This window comes from Ruegeria sp. YTSC004 (genome assembly GCF_059609805.1).
Window position 1 is genome coordinate 447,700 of sequence record NZ_JBXWMJ010000001.1, and the last position, 21,296, is coordinate 468,995.

The 21,296-nt window shown below is 58.3% G+C and carries 23 protein-coding genes; 12 read left to right on the forward strand and 11 right to left on the reverse strand.

Annotated features, from left to right (window positions below; genetic code table 11):
• Nucleotides 1-28 precede the first annotated feature (28 nt).
• Nucleotides 29-529 (reverse strand): Lrp/AsnC family transcriptional regulator, encoded by a 501-nt coding sequence (locus AC2FFP_RS02230; protein WP_108859290.1) that lies wholly within the window; start codon nt 527-529, stop codon nt 29-31.
• A 226-nt stretch (nt 530-755) separates the two neighbouring features.
• On the opposite strand from AC2FFP_RS02230, the gene trxB reads away from it, so the two are divergent.
• The 5 genes from trxB to AC2FFP_RS02255 all read left to right on the forward strand — a co-directional run bounded on the left by trxB (nt 756) and on the right by AC2FFP_RS02255 (nt 6,794).
• Nucleotides 756-1,697, forward strand: coding sequence for a thioredoxin-disulfide reductase (gene trxB, locus AC2FFP_RS02235; RefSeq protein ID WP_496738199.1), 942 nt, complete (start codon nt 756-758; stop codon nt 1,695-1,697).
• A gap of 4 nt (nt 1,698-1,701) precedes the next feature.
• Nucleotides 1,702-2,178, forward strand: a complete 477-nt coding sequence (locus AC2FFP_RS02240; RefSeq protein WP_496696152.1) for an RES family NAD+ phosphorylase — start codon at nt 1,702-1,704, stop codon at nt 2,176-2,178.
• Nucleotides 2,179-2,229: 51 nt separating this feature from the next.
• A complete protein-coding gene (locus tag AC2FFP_RS02245) occupies nt 2,230-3,900 on the forward strand; it encodes an adenylate/guanylate cyclase domain-containing protein (RefSeq protein WP_496880664.1) in 1,671 nt (556 codons plus the stop codon).
• Nucleotides 3,901-4,106: 206 nt separating this feature from the next.
• Nucleotides 4,107-5,825 (forward strand): bifunctional sulfate adenylyltransferase/adenylylsulfate kinase, encoded by a 1,719-nt coding sequence (locus AC2FFP_RS02250; RefSeq protein ID WP_496724013.1) that lies wholly within the window; start codon nt 4,107-4,109, stop codon nt 5,823-5,825.
• Nucleotides 5,826-5,936: 111 nt separating this feature from the next.
• Nucleotides 5,937-6,794 carry a hypothetical protein gene (locus AC2FFP_RS02255; protein ID WP_496880665.1) on the forward strand — a complete coding sequence of 286 codons (858 nt, stop codon included), beginning with the start codon at nt 5,937-5,939 and terminating at the stop codon, nt 6,792-6,794.
• Here the strand turns inward: AC2FFP_RS02255 and AC2FFP_RS02260 are convergent.
• The 4 genes from AC2FFP_RS02260 to AC2FFP_RS02275 all read right to left on the reverse strand — a co-directional run bounded on the left by AC2FFP_RS02260 (nt 6,791) and on the right by AC2FFP_RS02275 (nt 9,284).
• On the reverse strand, nt 6,791-7,660 hold the full coding sequence (locus tag AC2FFP_RS02260) for a hypothetical protein (protein ID WP_496880666.1): 870 nt from the start codon (nt 7,658-7,660) through the stop codon (nt 6,791-6,793). The two genes, AC2FFP_RS02255 and AC2FFP_RS02260, sit on opposite strands and share 4 nt — an antisense overlap.
• Entirely contained in the window at nt 7,660-8,544 is an 885-nt protein-coding gene (locus AC2FFP_RS02265) for a PhzF family phenazine biosynthesis protein (RefSeq protein ID WP_496769085.1), read from the reverse strand. The genes AC2FFP_RS02260 and AC2FFP_RS02265 overlap by 1 nt, the downstream gene beginning before the upstream one ends.
• Before the next feature lie 96 nt (nt 8,545-8,640).
• Entirely contained in the window at nt 8,641-8,865 is a 225-nt protein-coding gene (locus AC2FFP_RS02270) for a DUF1150 family protein (RefSeq protein ID WP_496880667.1), read from the reverse strand.
• Between the two features lie 5 nt (nt 8,866-8,870).
• Entirely contained in the window at nt 8,871-9,284 is a 414-nt protein-coding gene (locus AC2FFP_RS02275; RefSeq protein WP_058280036.1) for an Hsp20 family protein, read from the reverse strand.
• Nucleotides 9,285-9,448: 164 nt separating this feature from the next.
• On the opposite strand from AC2FFP_RS02275, the gene AC2FFP_RS02280 reads away from it, so the two are divergent.
• From AC2FFP_RS02280 to AC2FFP_RS02295, 4 genes are all read left to right on the forward strand, one after another.
• Complete coding sequence (locus tag AC2FFP_RS02280) at nt 9,449-9,673, forward strand: YdcH family protein (RefSeq protein ID WP_058275529.1); 225 nt, start codon at nt 9,449-9,451, stop codon at nt 9,671-9,673.
• A gap of 77 nt (nt 9,674-9,750) precedes the next feature.
• Nucleotides 9,751-10,236, forward strand: coding sequence for a 5-(carboxyamino)imidazole ribonucleotide mutase (gene purE, locus AC2FFP_RS02285; RefSeq protein ID WP_496769086.1), 486 nt, complete (start codon nt 9,751-9,753; stop codon nt 10,234-10,236).
• A complete protein-coding gene (locus AC2FFP_RS02290; protein ID WP_496769088.1) occupies nt 10,233-10,991 on the forward strand; it encodes an NAD(P)-binding domain-containing protein in 759 nt (252 codons plus the stop codon). The genes purE and AC2FFP_RS02290 overlap by 4 nt, the downstream gene beginning before the upstream one ends.
• Nucleotides 10,991-12,058, forward strand: coding sequence for a 5-(carboxyamino)imidazole ribonucleotide synthase (locus AC2FFP_RS02295; protein ID WP_496769090.1), 1,068 nt, complete (start codon nt 10,991-10,993; stop codon nt 12,056-12,058). The genes AC2FFP_RS02290 and AC2FFP_RS02295 overlap by 1 nt, the downstream gene beginning before the upstream one ends.
• 1 nt (nt 12,059) lies before the next feature.
• Here the strand turns inward: AC2FFP_RS02295 and AC2FFP_RS02300 are convergent, their stop codons facing one another.
• The 6 genes from AC2FFP_RS02300 to AC2FFP_RS02325 form a co-directional block, all read right to left on the reverse strand.
• Nucleotides 12,060-13,211, reverse strand: a complete 1,152-nt coding sequence (locus tag AC2FFP_RS02300; protein WP_496724000.1) for an alpha-D-ribose 1-methylphosphonate 5-triphosphate diphosphatase — start codon at nt 13,209-13,211, stop codon at nt 12,060-12,062.
• The gene (locus tag AC2FFP_RS02305; protein ID WP_496880668.1) at nt 13,208-13,981 is read right to left on the reverse strand and encodes an alpha/beta fold hydrolase; all 774 of its coding nucleotides are present in this window, start codon (nt 13,979-13,981) and stop codon (nt 13,208-13,210) included. Before AC2FFP_RS02305 ends, AC2FFP_RS02300 begins: the two co-directional genes overlap by 4 nt.
• Before the next feature lie 38 nt (nt 13,982-14,019).
• Nucleotides 14,020-14,862 (reverse strand): DMT family transporter, encoded by an 843-nt coding sequence (locus AC2FFP_RS02310; RefSeq protein ID WP_496738208.1) that lies wholly within the window; start codon nt 14,860-14,862, stop codon nt 14,020-14,022.
• Between the two features lie 187 nt (nt 14,863-15,049).
• Entirely contained in the window at nt 15,050-16,693 is a 1,644-nt protein-coding gene (gene groL / locus AC2FFP_RS02315) for a chaperonin GroEL (protein ID WP_496723994.1), read from the reverse strand.
• Between the two features lie 54 nt (nt 16,694-16,747).
• Nucleotides 16,748-17,035, reverse strand: a complete 288-nt coding sequence (locus AC2FFP_RS02320) for a co-chaperone GroES (protein WP_496723992.1) — start codon at nt 17,033-17,035, stop codon at nt 16,748-16,750.
• A gap of 151 nt (nt 17,036-17,186) precedes the next feature.
• A complete protein-coding gene (locus tag AC2FFP_RS02325; RefSeq protein ID WP_496880669.1) occupies nt 17,187-17,861 on the reverse strand; it encodes a DUF2161 domain-containing phosphodiesterase in 675 nt (224 codons plus the stop codon).
• A gap of 106 nt (nt 17,862-17,967) precedes the next feature.
• On the opposite strand from AC2FFP_RS02325, the gene AC2FFP_RS02330 reads away from it, so the two are divergent.
• The 3 genes from AC2FFP_RS02330 (at nt 17,968) to AC2FFP_RS02340 (ending at nt 21,189) form a co-directional block, all read left to right on the forward strand.
• Nucleotides 17,968-18,957, forward strand: a complete 990-nt coding sequence (locus tag AC2FFP_RS02330) for a TraB/GumN family protein (RefSeq protein ID WP_496769095.1) — start codon at nt 17,968-17,970, stop codon at nt 18,955-18,957.
• Nucleotides 18,958-19,063: 106 nt separating this feature from the next.
• Complete coding sequence (locus tag AC2FFP_RS02335) at nt 19,064-19,984, forward strand: manganese-dependent inorganic pyrophosphatase (protein ID WP_496769097.1); 921 nt, start codon at nt 19,064-19,066, stop codon at nt 19,982-19,984.
• Between the two features lie 134 nt (nt 19,985-20,118).
• Nucleotides 20,119-21,189, forward strand: a complete 1,071-nt coding sequence (locus AC2FFP_RS02340; protein ID WP_108859273.1) for a DUF389 domain-containing protein — start codon at nt 20,119-20,121, stop codon at nt 21,187-21,189.
• Nucleotides 21,190-21,296 lie beyond the last annotated feature (107 nt).

Genomic DNA, 21,296 nt, shown 5'->3' on the forward strand with positions numbered 1-21,296 from the left:
TCAAAACCGCATCAAAAGCGAATGATGTTCACGCCGTCCGGTTCATTCGTTCTTCCAGAACGTCGAAGGGAACGCCGGGTTCGTCCTTGGCGCCGCGAATAACCAGCGATGTTTTTACGCTGGCTACATTGGGCGTGGTCAGCAGCTCACCCGTCAGAAACTGCTGAAAACTGCTCAGGTCGGGGGCGACGCATTTCAGGATAAAGTCCACCTCGCCGTTCAACATGTGGCATTCCCGGACCAGCGGCCATTCACGGCAGCGTTCCTCGAACGCGTTCAGTTCGGATTCGGCCTGGCTTTCCAGCCCCACCATGGCAAAGACCTGAACCTCGAACCCCAACTCGCGTGAGTTCACATCGGCATGGTAGCCGCGGATAAGCCCGGAATCCTCAAGCGTACGCACGCGCCGCAGGCAAGGCGGCGCAGAAATACCTACGCGTTTTGCCAGCTCTACATTGGTCATGCGACCGTCTGCCTGCAATTCTGCCAAAATCTTGCGGTCAATCTCATCCAGCCGTATCGCGACCATGAAATGCTCCTAATTTTTCGGTTGTTATATCAGCACCCGACCAATGCGCAATTATCTTTCGTACCTGCGCAATATTCTATATTTTCAATGTTCTTTTTTTGGGCGCCTTGCCGCAAATGCATTGCTGCCTGTCAAAAGGTTGGGGGTTTAAGCCCTGCGCGACGCTCGCTATATCCATCCGTCAGGGGCCACGCGCCCCAATCAGGCAGATCGAGTTGGGGGTACTATGGCCGAAACACGACACACCAGGGTTCTGATCATCGGATCGGGACCGGCCGGTTACACGGCCGGCGTTTATGCAAGCCGCGCGATGCTAGAGCCGATTCTGGTTCAGGGCATTGAGCCGGGTGGCCAGCTGACCACAACGACCGAGGTTGAAAACTGGCCCGGAGACACCGAGGTTCAAGGCCCTGACCTGATGGTGCGTATGCAGGACCATGCCAAGGCGATGGGTTGTGAGATCATTGGCGACATCATCACCGATCTGGACGTCAGCAAACGCCCGTTCACCGCAACAGGCGACAGCGGCACAGTCTATACGGCTGATGCTGTCATTTTGGCCACCGGCGCGCGCGCCAAATGGCTGGGGCTGCCGTCGGAAGAGAAATATAAGGGCTTTGGCGTTTCGGCTTGCGCGACCTGCGACGGCTTCTTTTATCGCGGACAAGAAATCGTGGTCATCGGTGGCGGCAACACCGCCGTCGAAGAGGCGCTGTTTCTGACCAATTTTGCCAGCAAGGTCACTTTGATCCATCGTCGTGATGAGCTGCGCGCGGAAAAGATCCTGCAGGACCGGCTGCTGAAGCATGAAAAAATCGAACCCCTGTGGTTCCACGAGTTGGAAGAAGTGACCGGCACCGATGCCCCGCTGGGCGTCGAAGGTGTGCGGGTCAAAAACGTGAAGACCGGCGAGATTACCGAGATCCCCTGCAAAGGCGTTTTTGTCGCGATCGGACACGCACCTGCCAATGAACTGGTCAAGGACTCACTGGAAAGCCATATGGGCGGCTATGTCGTGACCAAGCCAGGTTCGACCGAGACCTCGGTGCCGGGTGTTTTTGCCGCCGGGGATCTGACGGACCACATCTACCGGCAGGCTGTGACCAGCGCCGGCATGGGATGCATGGCCGCACTGGACGCCGAGCGTTTCCTGGCCGAACAGGATTGATCTGATGCTGGAATTCTCTGGCCCGGCCTGGAGAATTCTCTTTCTGACGCAATTGAACGCCCCTTTGGCCCCTGCAAGGGCGCCGGAGGGGCGTTTTCATTACTCGGGGCAGACGGCGCTTTACGCATCGCTCAGCGCAGAAGGTGCCGGAGTTGCCATTCGGCGATATGTCTCGGCGGGCGATCCGCCACGGGTCTTACAACGGGCAACCGTGACAGGCGCAAAACTGGTCGACTTACGTGGACAGCGCGAGGCATCGGTCGTTTGGCAGGACATTCACGCCAAGCAGGGCACCTCGCCGACATGGAGGTTCTCGGACCGCGCGCGTGACGCAGGCGCTGACGGGTTGCTATACAGCTCACGCTCGCGCCCCGAACTCAGCCACATTGTCCTGTTCGACCCATCGCTTTCGCTGATCCGTGTGAATACGCCGCCAACGGATTGGACACCGCCCTACCCGCAACCTGCGCTTGACCGCTAAGCTGCAGCGTATCAGACTCGGCCTTAGGCGAGACCAATGCAGGTGATCTGATTGAAAACTGTTCTGTGGCAAGGCGGGTGGGCAACCCGGCTGAGGATCGGCAGCGGCCTGGTTCTGTTCGCCTTTGCGTTCTTTCACTTCATCAACATCGGCCTTGGTCTGTTTCACACGGACTACCTGCATGACATGCAGGATGCCCGGCATGTAATCACACGTCACGATGTCGGCAGCATAATACTCTATGCTGCTCTTTTGATTCACTCGGGGTTAGCCCTGTACTCGATCAGCCAGCGCCGGACTTTGCGCATGCCGTTCAGCACAGGGTTGCAGATGGTTCTGGGGTTGTTGATCCCATTGCAGCTGATCTCGCATATCGTGCAAACGCGCTATGCGAACACGGTTTACGATGTGAACGATGAAATGGGCTATATCATCGTTCTGATGTGGCCGAGCTACGCGGTCTGGATGCAAAGCCTGTTGTTGCTGGTGGTGTGGGTACATGGCTGTATCGGACTGCACATGTGGCTGCGGCTGACCCGCTGGTGGCCCAAATTGGTGCCATATCTGATTGGCCTGGCTGTGTTTGTTCCGACATTTGCCCTTGCCGGAGTGTTGACGGAGGGGCGCCGTATCTGGGCTGATTTTGCAGACCCGTTTTTGCGCGAACAATATATCGAGCATTACAACTGGCCCTCTCCCGAAGACTTCCAGCACCTGTTCAGCGTAAAAGACAATGCGCTCATGGCGTTCTGGGTGGCCCTTGGCGCATCCCTGGCGGTATTTGCGATCCGCAAGCTGTGGCGCCGCCGACATTCCGTGCGCGTCAAGTACGCTCAAGGCCCTGAGGTCGTTGCCGAAAAAGGGATGACCCTGCTTGAAATTTCCCAAGCCAACGGCATTCCACACACGGCGCTATGCGGTGGCAAAGGGCGCTGCACCACCTGCCGCGTGATTGTCGAGGCGGGCGGGGATCAACTGCCCGAACCTGGTGAGGTCGAAGCCCGAAGCCTAGCTGCGGTCAGCGCCCCGGCGGGTGCCCGGCTGGCATGTCAAATCCGACCGATGGCTCCGATCACAGCGTTTCGCATGTTCCGCCCAGATGGCGCCCGACACCGGGCACATGCAAGCCAGGGTCAGGAACGGCAATTGGCGGTCCTGTTTCTGGACATGCGCGGCTTTACCTCGCGCACCGCTGGCCAACTGCCCTACGACATCGTTTTCCTGCTAAACCGCTTTTTCGACGCCATCGTCCCCGCGATCACGGCCGAGGGCGGAGTGGTCGACAAATACATGGGCGACGGCCTGTTGGCCGTGTTCGAAACCAACGACGCCCAAAGCTCTGCTCGGGCAGGGATGAAAGCGGCCATTGATATCAGCCTTGCCTTGCAGCGTTTCAACCAGCAGCTGGAAACAGAGGGCAGCCCTCGGATCCGCATCGGAATGGGCCTGCATCTGGGGGACCTTGTTCTGGGTGAAATCGGTGCCGCAGGCCACGCCGCCCGTACAATCATCGGCGACACCGTAAATGTGGCCAGCCGGTTAGAAGCCGAAACCAAATCCCTGGGCTGCGAACTTCTGGTCTCGGAAGAGTTGTTGCTGGCGTCAGGATATGACGGCGATATGCGGCAGGTTCGCCCATTCGAGCTGCGTGGCGTGACGCGACCGATTCCCGCCCTGCCCGTCCCCAAAGCCGCGGATCTGAACGCCAATGTCACTGCATAAGAACACTCGCCCTGAATTGGGTGGAATTGTTGCCCACATCGGGAACCAGCTTCGCAGATTGCCACGCAAACCGGAATTTCCTTCCATTGCGTGGAAAAACCGCGCATATCGTCCTTTGTTTCACCAAGGTATATGGACTTCACCCAAAAGCCGGGGCAAACGCCCCGTAATCAACGGCAAAGCAGCACTTTTACAAGAGTATTCCCATGACGATGTTAAGTAACCTGGCCCCAATCCCCGAATTGTTCGTGTCCTACGATTCAGCACAGAAACTGAAGGTGGAAGCCGCCGATCTGACCAGCTGGGACCTGAGCCCGCGCCAAATCTGCGACCTGGAATTGCTGATGAACGGCGGGTTCAACCCTCTCAAAGGCTTCCTGAGCCAGGCGGACTACGACAATGTCGTTGAGAACATGCGGCTGGCCGATGGTACCCTTTGGCCGATGCCCATTACTCTGGACGTAGACGAGGCGTTTGCCGACAAAGTCGAATTGGGCCAGGACATCGCGCTGCGCGATCAGGAAGGCGTCATTCTCGGCACCATGACCGTCACCGACCGTTGGACACCGGACAAAGCCCGCGAGGCCGAGAAAGTCTTTGGTGCCGATGACGAGGCGCACCCGGCGGTGAATTACCTGCACAACGTGGCGGGTAAAGTGTATCTGGGCGGACCCGTGGTCGGCATTCAGCAGCCCGTCCACTATGACTTTCGCGCGCGCCGCGACACTCCGAACGAGTTGCGCGCCTATTTCCGCAAAGTCGGCTGGCGGCGTATCGTGGCGTTCCAGACCCGCAACCCTCTGCACCGCGCGCACCAGGAACTGACCTTTCGCGCCGCGAAAGAGGCGCAGGCCAACCTGCTGATCCATCCGGTCGTGGGCATGACCAAACCTGGCGACGTCGATCACTTCACCCGCGTGCGCTGCTATGAGGCAGTGCTGGACAAATACCCGGCCTCGACCACATCGATGTCGTTGTTGAACCTGGCAATGCGCATGGCTGGCCCGCGCGAAGCTGTCTGGCACGGGCTAATCCGTGCAAACCACGGCTGCACGCATTTCATCGTGGGTCGCGACCATGCGGGCCCGGGCAAGAACAGTCAGGGCGAAGATTTCTATGGCCCCTACGATGCGCAGGATCTGTTCCGCAAGTACCAGGATGAGATCGGCGTCGAAATGGTCGACTTCAAGCACATGGTTTTTGTGCAGGAACGCGCGCAATACGAGCCGAACGATGAGATTTTGGATAAGGACAATGTCACTATCCTGAATATATCGGGCACCGAGTTACGCCGTCGTCTGGCCGAAGGTCTGGAGATCCCGGAATGGTTCAGCTTTCCCGAGGTTGTCGCCGAATTGCGCAAGACCCGCCCACCGCGCAGCCAGCAGGGCTTTACTGTGTTCTTCACCGGCTTTTCGGGCTCGGGCAAATCCACCATCGCCAACGCGCTTATGGTCAAACTGATGGAGATGGGCGGCCGCCCGGTTACTTTGCTGGATGGTGACATCGTTCGGAAAAACCTGTCGTCCGAACTGGGCTTTTCGAAGGAACACCGCGACCTGAACATCCGTCGCATCGGCTATGTGGCCAGCGAGATCACCAAGAACGGCGGCATCGCAATCTGCGCGCCGATCGCGCCCTATGCCACGACCCGCCGAGCAGTCCGGGAAGAGATCGAACAATTCGGTGCCTTCTGCGAAGTTCACGTGGCCACCACCATTGAGGAATGCGAACGCCGCGACCGCAAGGGACTGTACAAGCTGGCCCGCGAAGGCAAGATCAAAGAGTTCACCGGCATCTCGGACCCGTATGACGTTCCTGCAGACCCAGAACTGAGCGTCGAGACCGAAAATGTCGAGGTCGACAACTGCGCCCATCAGGTTCTCCTGAAACTGGAAAGTATGGGGCTGATTGCAGCATCCTAATTGCTACAACGAACAAGCAAAGCGGCCAGCAGTGGCCGCTTTTTGTGTTGGATTGACAAGCGCACGCTGCCTTGGTGCAAATGCAGACCCTAACCAAAACGCAAAGTGCCCATGACCCGCGACCTGCCTGCAATTGCCAGTTTCTGGTTCGGATCAGACCTGAGCTGGCTCGAGGCGCTGTGCATTCAATCCTATCTGGATAACGGTCACCGGTTTATCCTGTATACCGTGCATGACATCCAAGGCGTGCCCAGGGGCGCCGAAGTACGGCCCGCTTCTGATATCCTTTGGCCCGCGCCGTTTGATTTCCGACCGGAAGACCGGTTAGGGGTCGCAGTGTTTTCCGACATTTTCCGGCTGCGGTTGATGCAGAAAACCCCGTTCATTTGGGTCGATCTGGATGCCTACTGCGTCAAGCCATTCGACTTTTCTTCGACTTACGTTTTCGGGTCGACGCAATCAGGCACTTTTCCCAATGGTGTTCTGCGTCTGCCACCAGACTCAGAGACGCTGGCGCTATGGATTGATTTCGTGATCTCTGCCAACCCGACCCAGCCCTGGCGTGGCGGTCGGCTGTTTCGACACAATCGCAGGCGCATCCGAAACGGAGAGACCTGGGGCATCGAAGCACTTCCCTGGGGCAGCTCCGGCCCCAAGGCGTTGGAGTATTTTCTGCGCCAGACCGGCGAGGACAGCCACGCGATGCAGCCGGATGTGTTCTATCCTTTGGACAAGGAACAGCTATGGAAACTGCACGATCCGCGCATTTCCACGGCCGAGATCGAACGGGATAAGGTGCATTCAGTTCACATCTACGGACATCAGAAAAAATTCATGGCAGCCAAAACCGCCGGGCTGCCGGTCAGCGGATCATATCTGCAGCGCCTTTGCCTTCGACATGGGATCAACGCGCTGGCGAATCCGATCTTGCCGGTGGGATGGCTGGCCCCGCGGCCATTGGACGACTAGGCCGCGTTTATCTGTTCCCGCAGGGTTCGCACCGCTCGGCCTTCAAAGTCACCGAACTCTGCCGCCTTGCTTTGTGCAGCTTTCAGATGCGGCAGGCGTTCGGCATAGTCGTCAGCGGACAGGCTGTTGATTGCGCGCTGAATGTCGGCCTCGGACTCACAGAGGATCATACCGGCTGTGTCCATGAAGTCCCCGATATTCGGGCACCCCCAATAGATCGGGACCGTTGAACACAGGATCGCATCCGTCAGCTTTTCCGAAAAATAGTTCTTCTCGCGCACATTCTCGATCACAACGGAATAGCGATACGGAGCCAGCCCGTCTGATTTACGATCAAACGGCGTGTATCCCCGCCCCATGATATCAACGTCAGCGCCCGTTTCCCGCACCCAGTCAATCACCGAATGGCGAAGTTGGTGCCCTTCCAGATCGCGTTTGGCTGAGGCGATGAGCGAGCAGGATTTCGTTTTCTCTACGTTGAGGTCTCGCCAATCCGGCACCATCGTCACGCCGTAGGGCAGAAACACAGCGTTCGGAAGGTTCTGCAGCAACACGTCGTGGAACGTCATCACGCGAAAGAAACGCCGCCACGTGTAGCGCAGCATCTTGTCGTGCTTGGCGTGAATTGCCGACGGCTCACCCATCATCAGGGAAATCCGGGCGCGGGTCCCTCGGCGCAGGCGCAGATGGACGGTTGAATTAGGGTACATGATCAGGTGATCGGTACGCTCAAGATCGCCAACCGTTTTGCCCATCAGGCGCTCGGGGCACCCTTCGGGCCAGATCAGATCGGACAATGGAACCGAAGCCAGTTTCGGACCCAACCGATGCCCATAAGGAAGGATGGCGATCGCGGGTTCAGTCATTACAGTTGCCCGGGCAAATTGACCTGACCACGCATCAGAATATAGCCACGGCCCGCCACCTTGATACCGGTCATCGCATCGGCAGGTCCAACGCGTGTAACGGTCGCTTGGCCGGGGCGGCCCAAGTCGTGGCCCTGTTCTGCCGTAAACGTGTCCTTGGGCATCAGACCATATTTCCAGAGATAAGCTGCCATCGCCCCGGTTGCGGAGCCGGTGAACGGATCCTCGGGCGGGCTGGGCGGCAACATCAAAAGGCGTGAGAACGTGTCGCCCGCCTCGCTCGCGCCCTCCAGCGTCACAATAAATGGCTCGGCCATGTCCGATCCGGAATACCCTCCGGCCTCTATCACCTTGCACAGTGGTTCTTGTGCCAGCTTTGCGGCACGTAGCGCTTCGACGTCGCGCAGCACAGTGACGCAAAACGGCAACCCTGTGGATACCATCTGAGGTGGCGAGATGATCGCGTTTTCCGGCAGGCTGATGGCGGCGGCAACCAGATTGGCAGGAACCGTCGCACCGAATTGCGGGGCAACCTGCGTCATCTCAATTTCATCACCATTGAGTTGGATGGAAACGATCCCTGCCCCGGTTTCCAGTGTCAGTGCATCCCCCTGAAACAGACCCCGCGACCGCATCGCCGCGACAGTGGCAATGGTAGGATGCCCCGCAAAAGGAATTTCACGGCTGGCCAGAAAATAGCGCACCTTGATATCAGCCACATCCGACGGCCCGGTAAAGGTACATTCGACCAAGGACGTTTCGCGCACGTAAGCGGTACAGACATCTTCGGGCAGGACGGCCCCACCATGCACCACGGCGCATCCATTGCCGCCAAATGCGCGGTCGCTAAATGCGTCCACCCAGTCAAAATCAAACCAGCTCATGTTTGGTGCCTCCGCCCTGCGAACCCGTATTGGTTCGCATATCTCACCCGTGGGGCGGCGGATGTCACGGGAAAATCACACGCCGCGGGGGCCGTATTAGTGCACGGCCACCGGGGAAAAGTCATGTTCGCGCGCCAGAATAAAGGCCAGCTTGCGATCTTCGACCAGGGCCAGTTGCTGACCATCCGAGTCATGCACAGCGTAGAGCTGATCCAGATCACCGGCCTGTTCGCGCACTTCACGCGGCAGGTCAGCCACATCGACAGCTTTTACATAGACGATCCGGTCGCCTTCGGTGTTGATTTCAATCGGTGTATTCATAGCTCTTACCCCTTCCGTATATTGATTGTCTGAACCACGGTTTCGGGCACGGCGCGGGTCAGATCCACATGCAGCAGACCGTTTTCCATGATCGCCTCGCCCACCTCGACACCGTCCGCCAGCACAAACATGCGCTGAAATTGACGTGCCGCGATGCCGCGATGCAGAAAGATGCGCCCCTCGCTGTCGTCGCGTTGACGGCCCCGGATCACCAGTTGGCGATCCTCGATGGTAATCGACAGGTCCTGTTCCGCAAAACCGGCCACGGCCAGGGTGATGCGATAGGAAAAATCCGAGGTCTGTTCGATGTTATAGGGCGGGTATCCTTCGTTTCCGGCCTTTGCAGACCGTTCCAGAAGGCGTTCCAATTGCTCGAACCCCAAAAGATGCGGGTATGAGCCAAGAGTAAGTTTCGACACGTATTTTCGTCCTTTATTGCCAAAGCGACGTGTGGTGCGGTCCCGTTCTGGCAACCGCGTATGATAGAATATGGGAATATGCAGGGATGTCCACAAGGTCTGGCCGGATAAACCCTGACACACTATCTTGTGTGGAAAGCACCACAACAACAACCGAGTCGTCCATGAACGCGCCCACTGACATTTCAATGAAAACAGATGAAGTTCTTCGGGTCGAGCTGGAGGTCTTTCGCCGCCAGCACCGCGATCTGGACGAAGCGATCGAGGCGCTGCAGGCCACGGGGACTTCGGATCAGTTGACGATCAAGCGGTTAAAAAAACAGAAACTGCGCCTCAAGGACATCATTCGCCTGATCGAAGACCGCCTGACCCCGGATATCATTGCCTAAAATCCCTGTACCGCATTGCCAGATAGGCCGATTTGGCTATAGTGCGCGCTCTTTCGACGGGCAGAGGCGACAAGCGGATGAGCGATGTAAAAGTGGGGATCATCATGGGCAGCCAGTCGGACTGGCCCACGATGAAAGAGGCCGCGGATATTCTGGATGAACTGGGCATTGCGTATGAAAAGCGCATCGTTTCGGCGCACCGCACCCCCGATCGCCTGTGGGACTATGGTAAAACCGCCGTTCAGCGCGGCCTGGATGTAATTATTGCCGGTGCGGGCGGTGCTGCGCACCTTCCGGGGATGATGGCCTCAAAGACGCGCGTACCGGTGATCGGCGTGCCTGTGCAGACCCGTGTGCTGTCCGGCGTCGATTCGCTATACTCCATCGTACAGATGCCCAAAGGCTTTCCGGTGGCGACGATGGCTATCGGCTCTGCCGGTGGGGCCAATGCCGGGTTGATGGCGGCTGGCATCCTCGCCTTGCAGGACGCAGCACTGGCTGATCGGCTGGATGCCTGGCGCGAAGCTTTGTCTGCTTCTATCCCCGAGGAACCCCAAGGATGAGCCGTATCGGCTTTATCGGAACCGGACATATCGCAGCCCCCATTGCGCGTTTTCTTACGGACAAGGGGCATAGCATCGCCGTTACAGAGCGAAACGCCAAAGTCTCAGCTGAGTTGAAGGTTGAACTGGGCGTAACGGTCACAAACCCACAAGCGGTTATCGACGCATCGGATATCGTTTTTCTTTGCCTGCGCCCTCAGATCGCCCCGGAAGTTTTGGACAAGCTGAGTTTTCGCTCGGATCAGCAAATCGTATCGGTGATGGCAGCTGTATCGGTGGACCAGCTTGCATCCCTGTGCGCTCCGGCGACTGACTTCGTTCAAACAATCCCTTTGGGTTTTTTGCGGCAAGGCGGATGCCCGCTTGCGGCGTTTGGCAACGATGCCTTGCTGGCCGAATTGTTTGAACCCGAAAACCCAGTTGTAAAAGTCGAAACCGAGGTAGCGTTGAACGCACATTTTGCGATCTGCGCGATGGTGCCGGGGATTCTGGACGTTATGGCGACAGGTGCCGAGTGGTTGACCGAGCAAACAGGCGACGCGGATGCCTCGGAGTTCTACACAACACAGCTGCTGTCCGGATTTCTGCAGACGATGCAAACCGGGCAAGCCGGGCGTCTCGCCGAGGAACGGGACGCGCTGGCGACGGATGGAACACTCAGCCTGCAGATGACGCAGGCATTGCATGCGGGCAAAGCACATGATGCGCTGCGCTCGGCCCTGCAAGCGATTGGAAAAAGGTTGGAGACTGATTGATGACGGACATGCTTTCTCCGGGCGCGCGGATTGGAATTCTTGGCGGTGGTCAATTGGGCCGGATGTTGTCCGTCGCGGCAGCTCGGTTGGGCTTTGTAACCCACATCTTTGAGCCGGGTGCCAACCCACCCGCCGGTCAGGTGGCGGATCGTGTGACCACTGCAGCCTATGATGACGCAGCAGCGCTGAAGGCCTTTGCCGAGTCCGTCGATGTCATCACCTATGAATTCGAAAATATCCCGACCGAAGCGCTAGACCTGTTGGAAGCACATTGCCCAATTCATCCGGGGCGCGAAGCACTGCGCGTCAGTCAGGACCGCCTGACCGAAAAGACGTTCCTTGCCGGGTTGGGCTTGAAAACAGCGCCGTTCGCCGACATCACCGATCTGGACTGCCTAAAGGCAGCAATTGACCAGATTGGCACGCCAGCCATCCTGAAAACACGTCGTTTCGGCTATGACGGCAAAGGACAGGCGCGGTTGCGCGGCCCTGAGGATGCCGAGGCCGCACTGGCCGATATGGCAGGCGCGCCCGCAATCCTCGAAGGGTTCGTCAATTTCAGCCACGAGGTATCGGTCATCGCCGCCCGCGGTATCGACGGGCAAGTCGCCTGTTTCGACCCAGGTGAAAACGTGCACCGCGATGGCATCCTGCACACCACCACGGTACCCGCCCGCCTCGCCCCGGCGCAGCGAACCGATGCCGTGCTGTTGGCCGCGAATATCCTGAACGCGCTGGATTACGTCGGTGTCATGGGTGTCGAACTGTTCGTGACACCGCAGGGTTTGATCGTGAATGAAGTTGCGCCAAGGGTGCATAACTCGGGCCACTGGACGCAGAACGGCTGCGCGGTGGATCAGTTTGAGCAGCATATTCGCGCCGTAGCCGGTTGGCCGTTGGGCGACGGTCAACGCCATTCAGACGTGGTTATGGAGAACCTGATAGGCGACGATATGGACCGCGTGCCGGAATTGGCGCGGGAACGCGACGTTGCGCTTCATCTCTATGGCAAGGCTGAAGTCAAACCGGGCCGCAAGATGGCGCATTTCAACCGCATCACGCGGTAACTCAGCCCACGAACCGTGCGGCGATATCACCGGACATGAAACTAACCCGCCCGCCAGCCAGCGTAGCAGCGACGTGGTGGGACCGAGCGTCAAGTATCACTAGGTCTGCGCGTTGACCCGGGGCAAGAGTGCCCCGGTCCTGCAACCCAAGAACCCGTGCCGGACCGGACGAGACCAACGCCCAGGCTCCGGCCAGATCCAACAGACCGGATTTGGCCAGCATCAAAGCCGCTCGCCTGGGACTGGGATAATGGTAATCCGAGGCCAGCGCATCACACAGCCCCATGGTGATCAGATCCAGCGCACTAACGTTGCCCTTGTGCGATCCGCCGCGCACCACGTTGGGTGATCCGAGAATAACGTGGTCCCCAGCAGCCCGAGCGGCCTCAGCCGCCTCTAGCGTTTCGGGAAACTCGGCAATCTGAGCACCTCGCTCCCGCCAATCGGCGCGAGTTTCAGCCGTTGCGTCGTCATGGCTGCCCATACGGACACCCTGCTCGGACAATGCCGCACAGAGCGCGTCCAAGGCTGCGGAAACCTCATCGCCTCGGGCATGCATGGACAGCAACATCTCAAAATGTGCTTCAGGATTACGCCCGGCCTTAAGCGCCTGCCCCGTCAGGCGCGGCGGCTTGCGCCCCTCGGCCAGCCTGTCATGTGGCAGGTGATCGTTGAACACCACGTATGGCACACGCCACGCGGCAATACGTTCAGGCAGGCTCGGATATTCCTCGAGCATGTGGGTTTCGAACCGTAGCTGAGGCAGCAAATCGGTGACGACGCGATCTTTGACCGACGCAATAGCATCGAACACTTGGCCAGCGAATTCAGGGCCGCGTACGCCGCCCTCCCAACTTAGAAACTGGGCCAGGACCGCCGTCGTGATCCCGTTGGCGGCCAGTTCGGCCTCGACCGACAGGATGCCCTCGTCCATCTGCTTCATCGCCCCTCGTCGCGGTGCGATGTGACGCTCGAACCCGTCGCCGTGCAGGTCGATGATGCCGGGCATCACCAGATATCCAGACAGGTCGATTGTCCGTCCCGCCCGGTCCCGTTGCACGGCCCCGTCAGAAATGGACAGATCGGCACGAGTCATGCCCTGATCCGGCAACAGAACCTCTGCGCCGGACAAAGTCAGAGAAAGTGCGGTCATTCAGAGCGCTCCGAGTCCGGTTCCGAGCAATCCTGCCCAATGCAGATTTCATCGATGATTTCCATCACCCCATCCAGCCATGTGATCTGCGGATCAAACTGACCGAACTCGATGAAATGCAGCGCTTGCGCCATCACGCGTGGATTGTTCATCATGAACGTGTGAGTCACCGGTAGGACGATATGATCCGCCATCCCTTCGACCTTGGTCGTTTCAACCGAAACTTTCCCGTCATCCGAGCCATCGATCATCGAAGAAAACAGTGGGTTCAACGAATTCTCCCCGGCGATCACACCAAGTTCGAAATCCACGGGGGACAGTCGTCGTGGGATACCTTCGGGGCCCGTGCCCAGCGCCAGACCGGCCGGGCCATTCAACATCCCGAACACCTCATACGCGCTAAGTTCGTCCACCAGCTGGCTGCCCTGATTGGGCGGGCCGAGCATGACTACGCGACCCAGGTTTTCCGGATGATTGTCCTGCAGCCAATAGCGCAACAGAATACCGCCCATCGAATGCGCGACAACATTGACTTTGTCGTCGCTGCATTCCGCAAATGCACCCGGCAGCGTCTGTGCAGCCAGATCGGGAATTGGCAGGTCGGTAGAGGAATACCCCGGGCGCACGACGGTATAATCATGCGTTTTGAACAACTGTTCCATGACGGTAAAAGACGCTTCGGTCCGTGCCAACCCATGCAGCAGGACCACGCATTTTGCCTGCACAATGGCAGGCACAAAGAACAGAAAGAGGGCAAGCAAATAACGCATAGCCGCCAGATAAGGCCTAACGTCCAGCGAATAAACCCCTACCGCGGCGTCCTGCGCAGAACGGCCAGTGCAATTCCGCCCAATACCAGCCCGGCCCCCATGATCAGGCGCAGGCTGGCGGCCTCGCCCAGCAGGAGGACACCGCCAATAATGGCTATAATCGGAACGCTGAGTTGCACGACGGCCGCCGTTGTGGGCGTCAATTCCCGCAGAACCTGATACCACAGCGCATACCCCATCCCTGATGTGACCGCACCGGCCAACGCGGCCAGCAAGTATCCGTTAGCAGTCATGTGCCACGCCCCTCCTGTCGCCAATAAAGCCAGCGTTGTCACTGGCAATGCCACGACGAAATTTGCAGCAGTGCCGGATAAGGCATCCGGTTCGGACTTGCCAACCAGCGAATAGATCGCCCAGCCGATCCCGGCAGCAATCATCAGAGCTGCTCCGACCGGGTTGACCTGTATCGATCCGGACGGCCAAAGCACGTAGCCCAACCCCAGCAACGCGATTGCGGCGCCCGCGATCTGCCGACCAGTGGGCAGAGTGCCTTTCACTGATGTCACAGTGAACATCGTCACCTGCACCACCCCGAACAGGATCAGCGCGCCAAGACCCGCGTCCAGCGTCAGATAGGCGACAGAGAATCCGATCATGTACAGGGACAACGACCCTGCCCCGGCAATCCTGCGCCGGTCAAACAGGGGCAAATGGCCAGCCCTCAGAAGAACCAACCCGGCCAGCACCACTGCACCGGCTAAAACCCGCACCACGGCAAAGGCAGCGGGATCGCTGGCGCCACTATCAATCGCTAGCCGATTAAGTATCGAGTTGGACGCAAAGGCGCACATCGTCAGGCACGTGAGTAGGAACAGTTTCATATCAACCGCATAGCCGGTTTCGGCGCGTTTTGCACACTCACATTCCTGCGGGATGGTCCGCAAAACGAAACGGGGCCGCCCGAAGGCGACCCCGTCCCTAGATACTAAGGCTTCCCTCTCGGCAGCTTGGCCTTACAGCCAAGCGCCTGTCGGGACCGTCAGAATTCGCCGAGGCGAATTCGACGTCTTACATCATGCCGCCCATGCCGCCCATGTCGGGCATGCCGCCGCCAGCAGGCGCGCCGTCTTTGGCAGGCTTGTCAGCAACCATTGCTTCGGTGGTGACCAGCAGGCCAGCAACCGATGCTGCATCTTCCAGCGCAGTGCGGACAACTTTGGCCGGATCGATAACGCCGAACGAGAACATGTCGCCATACTCTTCGGTCTGAGCGTTGAAACCAAAGGCCGCTTCCGAAGATTCGCGAACTTTGCCTGCAACAACTGCGCCGTCGACGCCCGCGTTCTCAGCAATCTGGCGCAGCGGCGCTTCGATGGCTTTACGCACGATATTGATGCCTGCGTCCTGATCAGCGTTTGCGCCTTTCAGAGTGTCCAGTGCTTTACCTGCCTGAACCAGCGAAACGCCACCGCCCACAACAACGCCTTCCTGAACGGCTGCGCGCGTTGCGTTCAGAGCATCGTCAACACGATCCTTACGCTCTTTCACTTCAACTTCGGTCATGCCACCTACGCGGATAACAGCAACACCGCCTGCCAGTTTGGCAACGCGCTCTTGCAGCTTCTCACGGTCGTAGTCCGACGAAGTTTCTTCGATCTGAGTGCGGATCTGAGCAACACGTGCTTCGATCTCGGCTTTCTCGCCAGCACCGTCAACGATGGTGGTTTCGTCTTTGGTGATTTCGATTTTCTTGGCGGTGCCCAGCATATCCATGGTGACGGACTCGAGCTTCATGCCCAGATCTTCACTGATGACCTGACCGCCGGTCAGGATTGCGATGTCCTGCAGCATGGCTTTGCGGCGATCGCCGAAGCCAGGTGCTTTGACAGCAGCAATTTTCAGGCCGCCGCGCAGTTTGTTGACAACCAGAGTTGCCAGCGCTTCGCCTTCAACGTCTTCAGCAATGATCAACAGCGGCTTTTGCGACTGGATCACCTGCTCGAGCAGCGGAACCATCGGCTGCAGCGAGGACAGTTTCTTTTCGTGCAGCAGGATCATGCAGTCGTCGAGATCTGCGATCATCTTGTCAGCATTGGTGACGAAGTAAGGCGACAGGTAGCCACGGTCGAACTGCATACCTTCGACAACATCGGTCTCGGTTTCCAGACCTTTGTTTTCTTCGACGGTGATAACGCCTTCGTTGCCAACCTTCTGCATCGCGTCTGCGATTTGCTGACCGATTTCGGCTTCGCCGTTGGCCGAGATGGTGCCAACCTGAGCGACTTCTGCCGAGTCTTTGACTTCACGCGCCATCTCTTTGATGCCTTCAACGACTTTGGCAGTTGCCAGGTCGATGCCGCGCTTCAGGTCCATCGGGTTCAGGCCCGCTGCAACCTGCTTAAGACCTTCGCGAACGATTGCCTGTGCCAGAACGGTTGCGGTGGTGGTGCCGTCGCCGGCTTCGTCATTGGTGCGGCTGGCGACTTCTTTCACCATCTGCGCGCCCATGTTTTCGAACTTGTCTTCCAGTTCGATTTCCTTGGCAACCGATACACCGTCTTTGGTGATGCGCGGTGCGCCGAAGGATTTGTCCAGAACCACGTTGCGGCCTTTGGGGCCCAGGGTCACTTTGACAGCATCGGCCAGGATGTTCACACCTGACAGCATGCGGTTGCGGGCATCGGTGTCGAACTTGACGTCCTTAGCAGCCATGTTGTTTCTCCTTGAGAAAAATGTTGGAAATGAAGATCAGAGAAGCGTGGGCGCTTACTCGATGATCCCCATGATGTCGCTTTCTTTCATCATCAGCAGCTCTTCGCCGCCGACGTTGACCTCGGTGCCCGACCACTTGCCGAACAGGATCTTGTCGCCAGCTTTTACAGCCATTGCGATCAGTTCGCCGCTGTCCTTGCGCGCGCCTTCACCGGTCGAAACGACTTCGCCTTCGCTGGGCTTTTCTTTTGCGCTTTCGGGAATGATCAACCCGCCTGCGGTTTTTTCATCGCTTTCGGTACGACGAACCAGCACGCGGTCATGAAGCGGTTTCAATGCCATCTTTGCAGCTCCTTGGGCTCAAAGTTTATTATCCTCCCCTCGCCGGCTGGCGAGGCGTTAGCACTCAAGGGTAGAGAGTGATAACGACGCATAGCTAGGGGGTCGGAAACCCCGAGTCAACAAGCTGTGATGGATTTTTTAGTTGCGAGGCTCAGCCGGTCTCTTCCCAGCTATAGGCCCAGTGTTTCAACCCTTCGGCTCCTGTGGTCGACAGCGCATAGACCCCCTTATCGACCTTTTCGAACCACCCGTAGTGATTATCCCGCATCAGGCGCGTGGCATCGGCGACGCCGGTGGATTGGGCAACTTCCGCCCCCTTTGTCGCTCCGCATTCGGCCAGATGGGCTGCACATTTCAGCGCGTCCTGACGATAGGCCGTCACGATCCCGTGCCGGGTGGCCCCTCCTGCATTGGGATCACCTTCAAGCCGGTCAAATTCACGCAAAAGACGAGCCGCTTTTGCTTTGTTTTTTCGCGGTGCATACGGGCCAGGGTCACATTGCACCTCGACCGCACCGTCAGCACGTACGGTGATCAGACCCAGACCAAGCCTGCGGCACAGCGCCAAATTGTCCTTTAACGCACGCCGCGCGGTTCGCCCCTTGGGTTTGCACACACCGATATAGACCTGGTCAGTCACCCTTAACCGCGTGATTGCCTGATGAAACAGCGCCAATGAGAACCGCAGCTTCAGCTCAACAATCACCGGCTCATCGCCATCCCGAACAGCGACGATATCGGCAGCGCCGACTTCGCCTTTGACGGTATAGCCCTGACGCTCGAACAGCGCCTTGATCGGCGGGTATAGATCCTGCTCACGGTCCATTCCGCCATGCTATGCAAATTTGCCGCGAACGCCAGCCATCACCTGCATCTGGCTTGAATACATTGCTGCGCAAAGGCAATGTCGCGGTCACACTGAAGATTCCGAGATGATCCTTATGCGCTTGTTTGCACCTCTGCTGTTCCTATTCCTGCCCGCCGCCGTACAGGCCGCATGCGAAGGGAATGATCTGAGGCCGGGACTTAGCCCCGCGGTAAAGTCCGAACTGCAACAGACAGTGGCCGATATCCCGTTTGCCGAGGGCAATCACTGGATCGCGTCCAAGGGTGACACGATCCTGCACCTTGTTGGTACGTTGCATGCCAATGACGCACGTATGGACGCAGTGGTCGAACGGCTAACGCCGACCCTCGGCGATGCGGACGCGTTTTATTTCGAGGTCACGCGGGAAGAAATGGACGCGTTCGAAAAAGACCTGGCCAAGGACATGAGCCCGGTGATGATCACCTCGGGACCCAGTCTGATTGATCTGATGTCCGAGGAAGACTGGTCCGCCCTGTCGATCGGGCTGTCCGAACGCGGTATCCCCGGCTGGATGGCAGCCAAAATGCGGCCCTGGTTTCTGAGCATGATGCTGGGCGTCCCTCCATGTATGATGCAGGACCCCAGTGCGAACCACGGGATGGACGCCCGTCTGGACCAGTTGGCTGACGAGTTGGGTATCCCCAAACGCTCGCTAGAACAGATTGCCGATCTTATGAGTATGTTCGACAGCCACCCCATCGAAAAGCAGGTTCAGTCCCTTGTGCGGATGGCCGGTGCCATGGGCGGTAGCGAGGATCAACTGGCGACGATGGCCAACGCCTACCTGGAAGAGAAACATGTCGAAATCATCCAGCTCGCCCGTCTTCAGGGATTGGAAGACTCGGGCCTGTCGCCCGAAGTATTCGACGAGGAATGGAATGATTTCGAGCAAAAACTCCTGGTCGAGCGCAACAGCAACTGGATGCAGAAAATTCTGAACATTCAGGACCAAAACGTCGTGATCGCGGTCGGTGCCGGGCATCTTGGGGGCGACTACGGGCTGCTGAACCAATTACAACAGGCCGGGTACACCCTGACCCGCGCCCCGTTCTGACCAACCTCGATTTCAGACCAACCGTCGCAGCGTAAACACTGTCGGGTGACAACCCCGGCGGACCGCCCTATAAGGCGCGCAAAATGATCACCCTCAGGACGCTGACATGACAACGCTCGTATTTGGACATAAATCCCCCGACACCGACTCCACAGGCTCACCTATCCTGTGGTCATGGTACCTGAACGAAATCAAAGGCGAACAGGCCGAGCCAGTTCTGCTGGGCGAACCCAACACCGAAGCGGCATTCCTGCTGCAGCGCTGGGACCTGCCCAAGCCGCGCATCATCGAAGACGTGGCCGAGGGCACGCCGGTTGTCATCGTGGACACCAACAACCCGGCCGAGCTGCCAGCCAGCGTAAACAGCGCGGACATCCGGGCAATCATCGACCACCACAAGCTGGTTGGTGGCCTGGAAACCAAAGGCCCGATCGACATCACCGTGCGCCCGCTGGCTTGCACCGCGACCATCATGATGGACCTGATCGGTGATGACGCCGCTACGATGCCCGACGCCATCAAAGCCGCCGCACTGACCTGCATCCTGTCGGATACGCTGGAATTCCGCTCTCCCACCACCACCGCACATGACCGCGCAGTGGCCGAGAATCTGGCCGCTGATCTGGGTCTGGACGTCGCGACCTATGCCGCGGAAATGTTCGCGGCCAAATCGGATGTCTCGTCCTTCTCGGACGCCGAACTGATCCGCATGGACAGCAAGGAATATGAGGTCGACGGCACCAAGTTCCGCGTTTCGGTTCTGGAAACCACCGCACCGGGCGTTGTACTGGACCGCAAGGCCAGCCTGGCGGGTTCGATGGCTGACGTAGCCAAGGAAGACGGCGTTGATCAGGTTCTGCTGTTCGTGGTCGATATCCTGAACGAAGAGGCCACTCTGTTGGTACCCAACGATCTGGTCAAGGGCGTCGCAGAAAAGAGCTTTGGCGCAAGCGTGGATGGCGATGCCGTAGTCCTGCCCGGCATCATGAGCCGCAAAAAACAGATCATCCCGAACCTCAAGGTTTGACGCGGACAAACATCCCAACCGAAAGGCGCCCCACCCGGGCGCCTTTTTTCTTTGCTACTAATGTTTTGCGCGAATGGCATCCGTTGGTAGTCTGCCATCAATAGCCAGACAGAGAATTGGGTCAGACGACGTTCATGAGTTCCCGCAAGTTCAGCACTACACGCGACATCCTGAGATTCGAGGGCAAGGACAAATCTGCCTATTGGCGGCGGTTTGCCATGCTTCTAACCTTATCCGTGGTGATCGCCACGATGGGCATGCTGCGAGATTCCAGTGCGGTCGTCATTGCCGCAATGCTTGTTGCGCCATTGATGACCCCGATCCTTGGGGTTGCGGCGGCGATGGTGATGGGATGGCTGGGTCGCGCGTTCAAACTGGCTTTGATTGTCTGCGGTGCCGCGGTAATCAGCGTCTTGCTGGCGTGGCTTCTTGTCTATGTCGCAGACGTCCCGCGCGGCATTCTGATCCCCGATCAGGTTCTGGCCAGAACGGATCCGGGAACCGAGGATCTGATCGTTGCGCTGGCCGCCGGAGTGGCTGCCGCCTACGTTCAGATCAACCGGTCCGAAGCCAGCCTGCTTCCCGGTGCAGCCATCGGCGTGTCCTTGGTGCCACCTCTGTCTGCATCGGGTGTGTTGCTGTATTTCGACGAGCCCGCTGAAGCCTATGAGGCCGGCCTGCTGTTTGCCACCAATCTTGGTGCGATCATTCTGTCCGCTTGCGCGGTTTACATCGTGTATGCAGCGCGGGCGGTGGTGTTTAGCAAGGGTCGGCGCAAGCTGAACTTCACCGCAAGCGTGGTGGTGACACTGGCATTTCTAGCCTTCGTTGTCCTTCAACTGGGAAAGTCGACCTACAACCGTTACCTCGAAACCCGGACCGAGGCGCAGTTGGCGCAAACGATCCGGGACTGGGCCGATCCGGTGTCAGTTGAGATCATCCGCGTGGACGTGAATGCCAAACGTAAACACGCCGATATTTGGCTGATCGTGGACCTTCCGATTGAAGCCGCTTACAAAGTATCCTCGATCGCCGGTTTGCTGCCCGAGACCCTGCGTGAGACGCCTTTGGTCGACGTACTTCAGAAAGAGCTGGGGCCGGGTTATCTGGTCGTAGTGCGTTTCCAGAACAGGATCGGCGCACAGATCATATTGGGCACCGAAAACGTCCAACAAGCACCCGATGTCGAGGAAATCGTCGAATGACACGATCAGACACACCGTGTTCAACCCGCAATTGGTATTGCGGGATGGCCAAGAGGTGAAAGCTTTGCCATAGCTGTCACAACTCAGAATTTCAGGTCCCGAGGCTC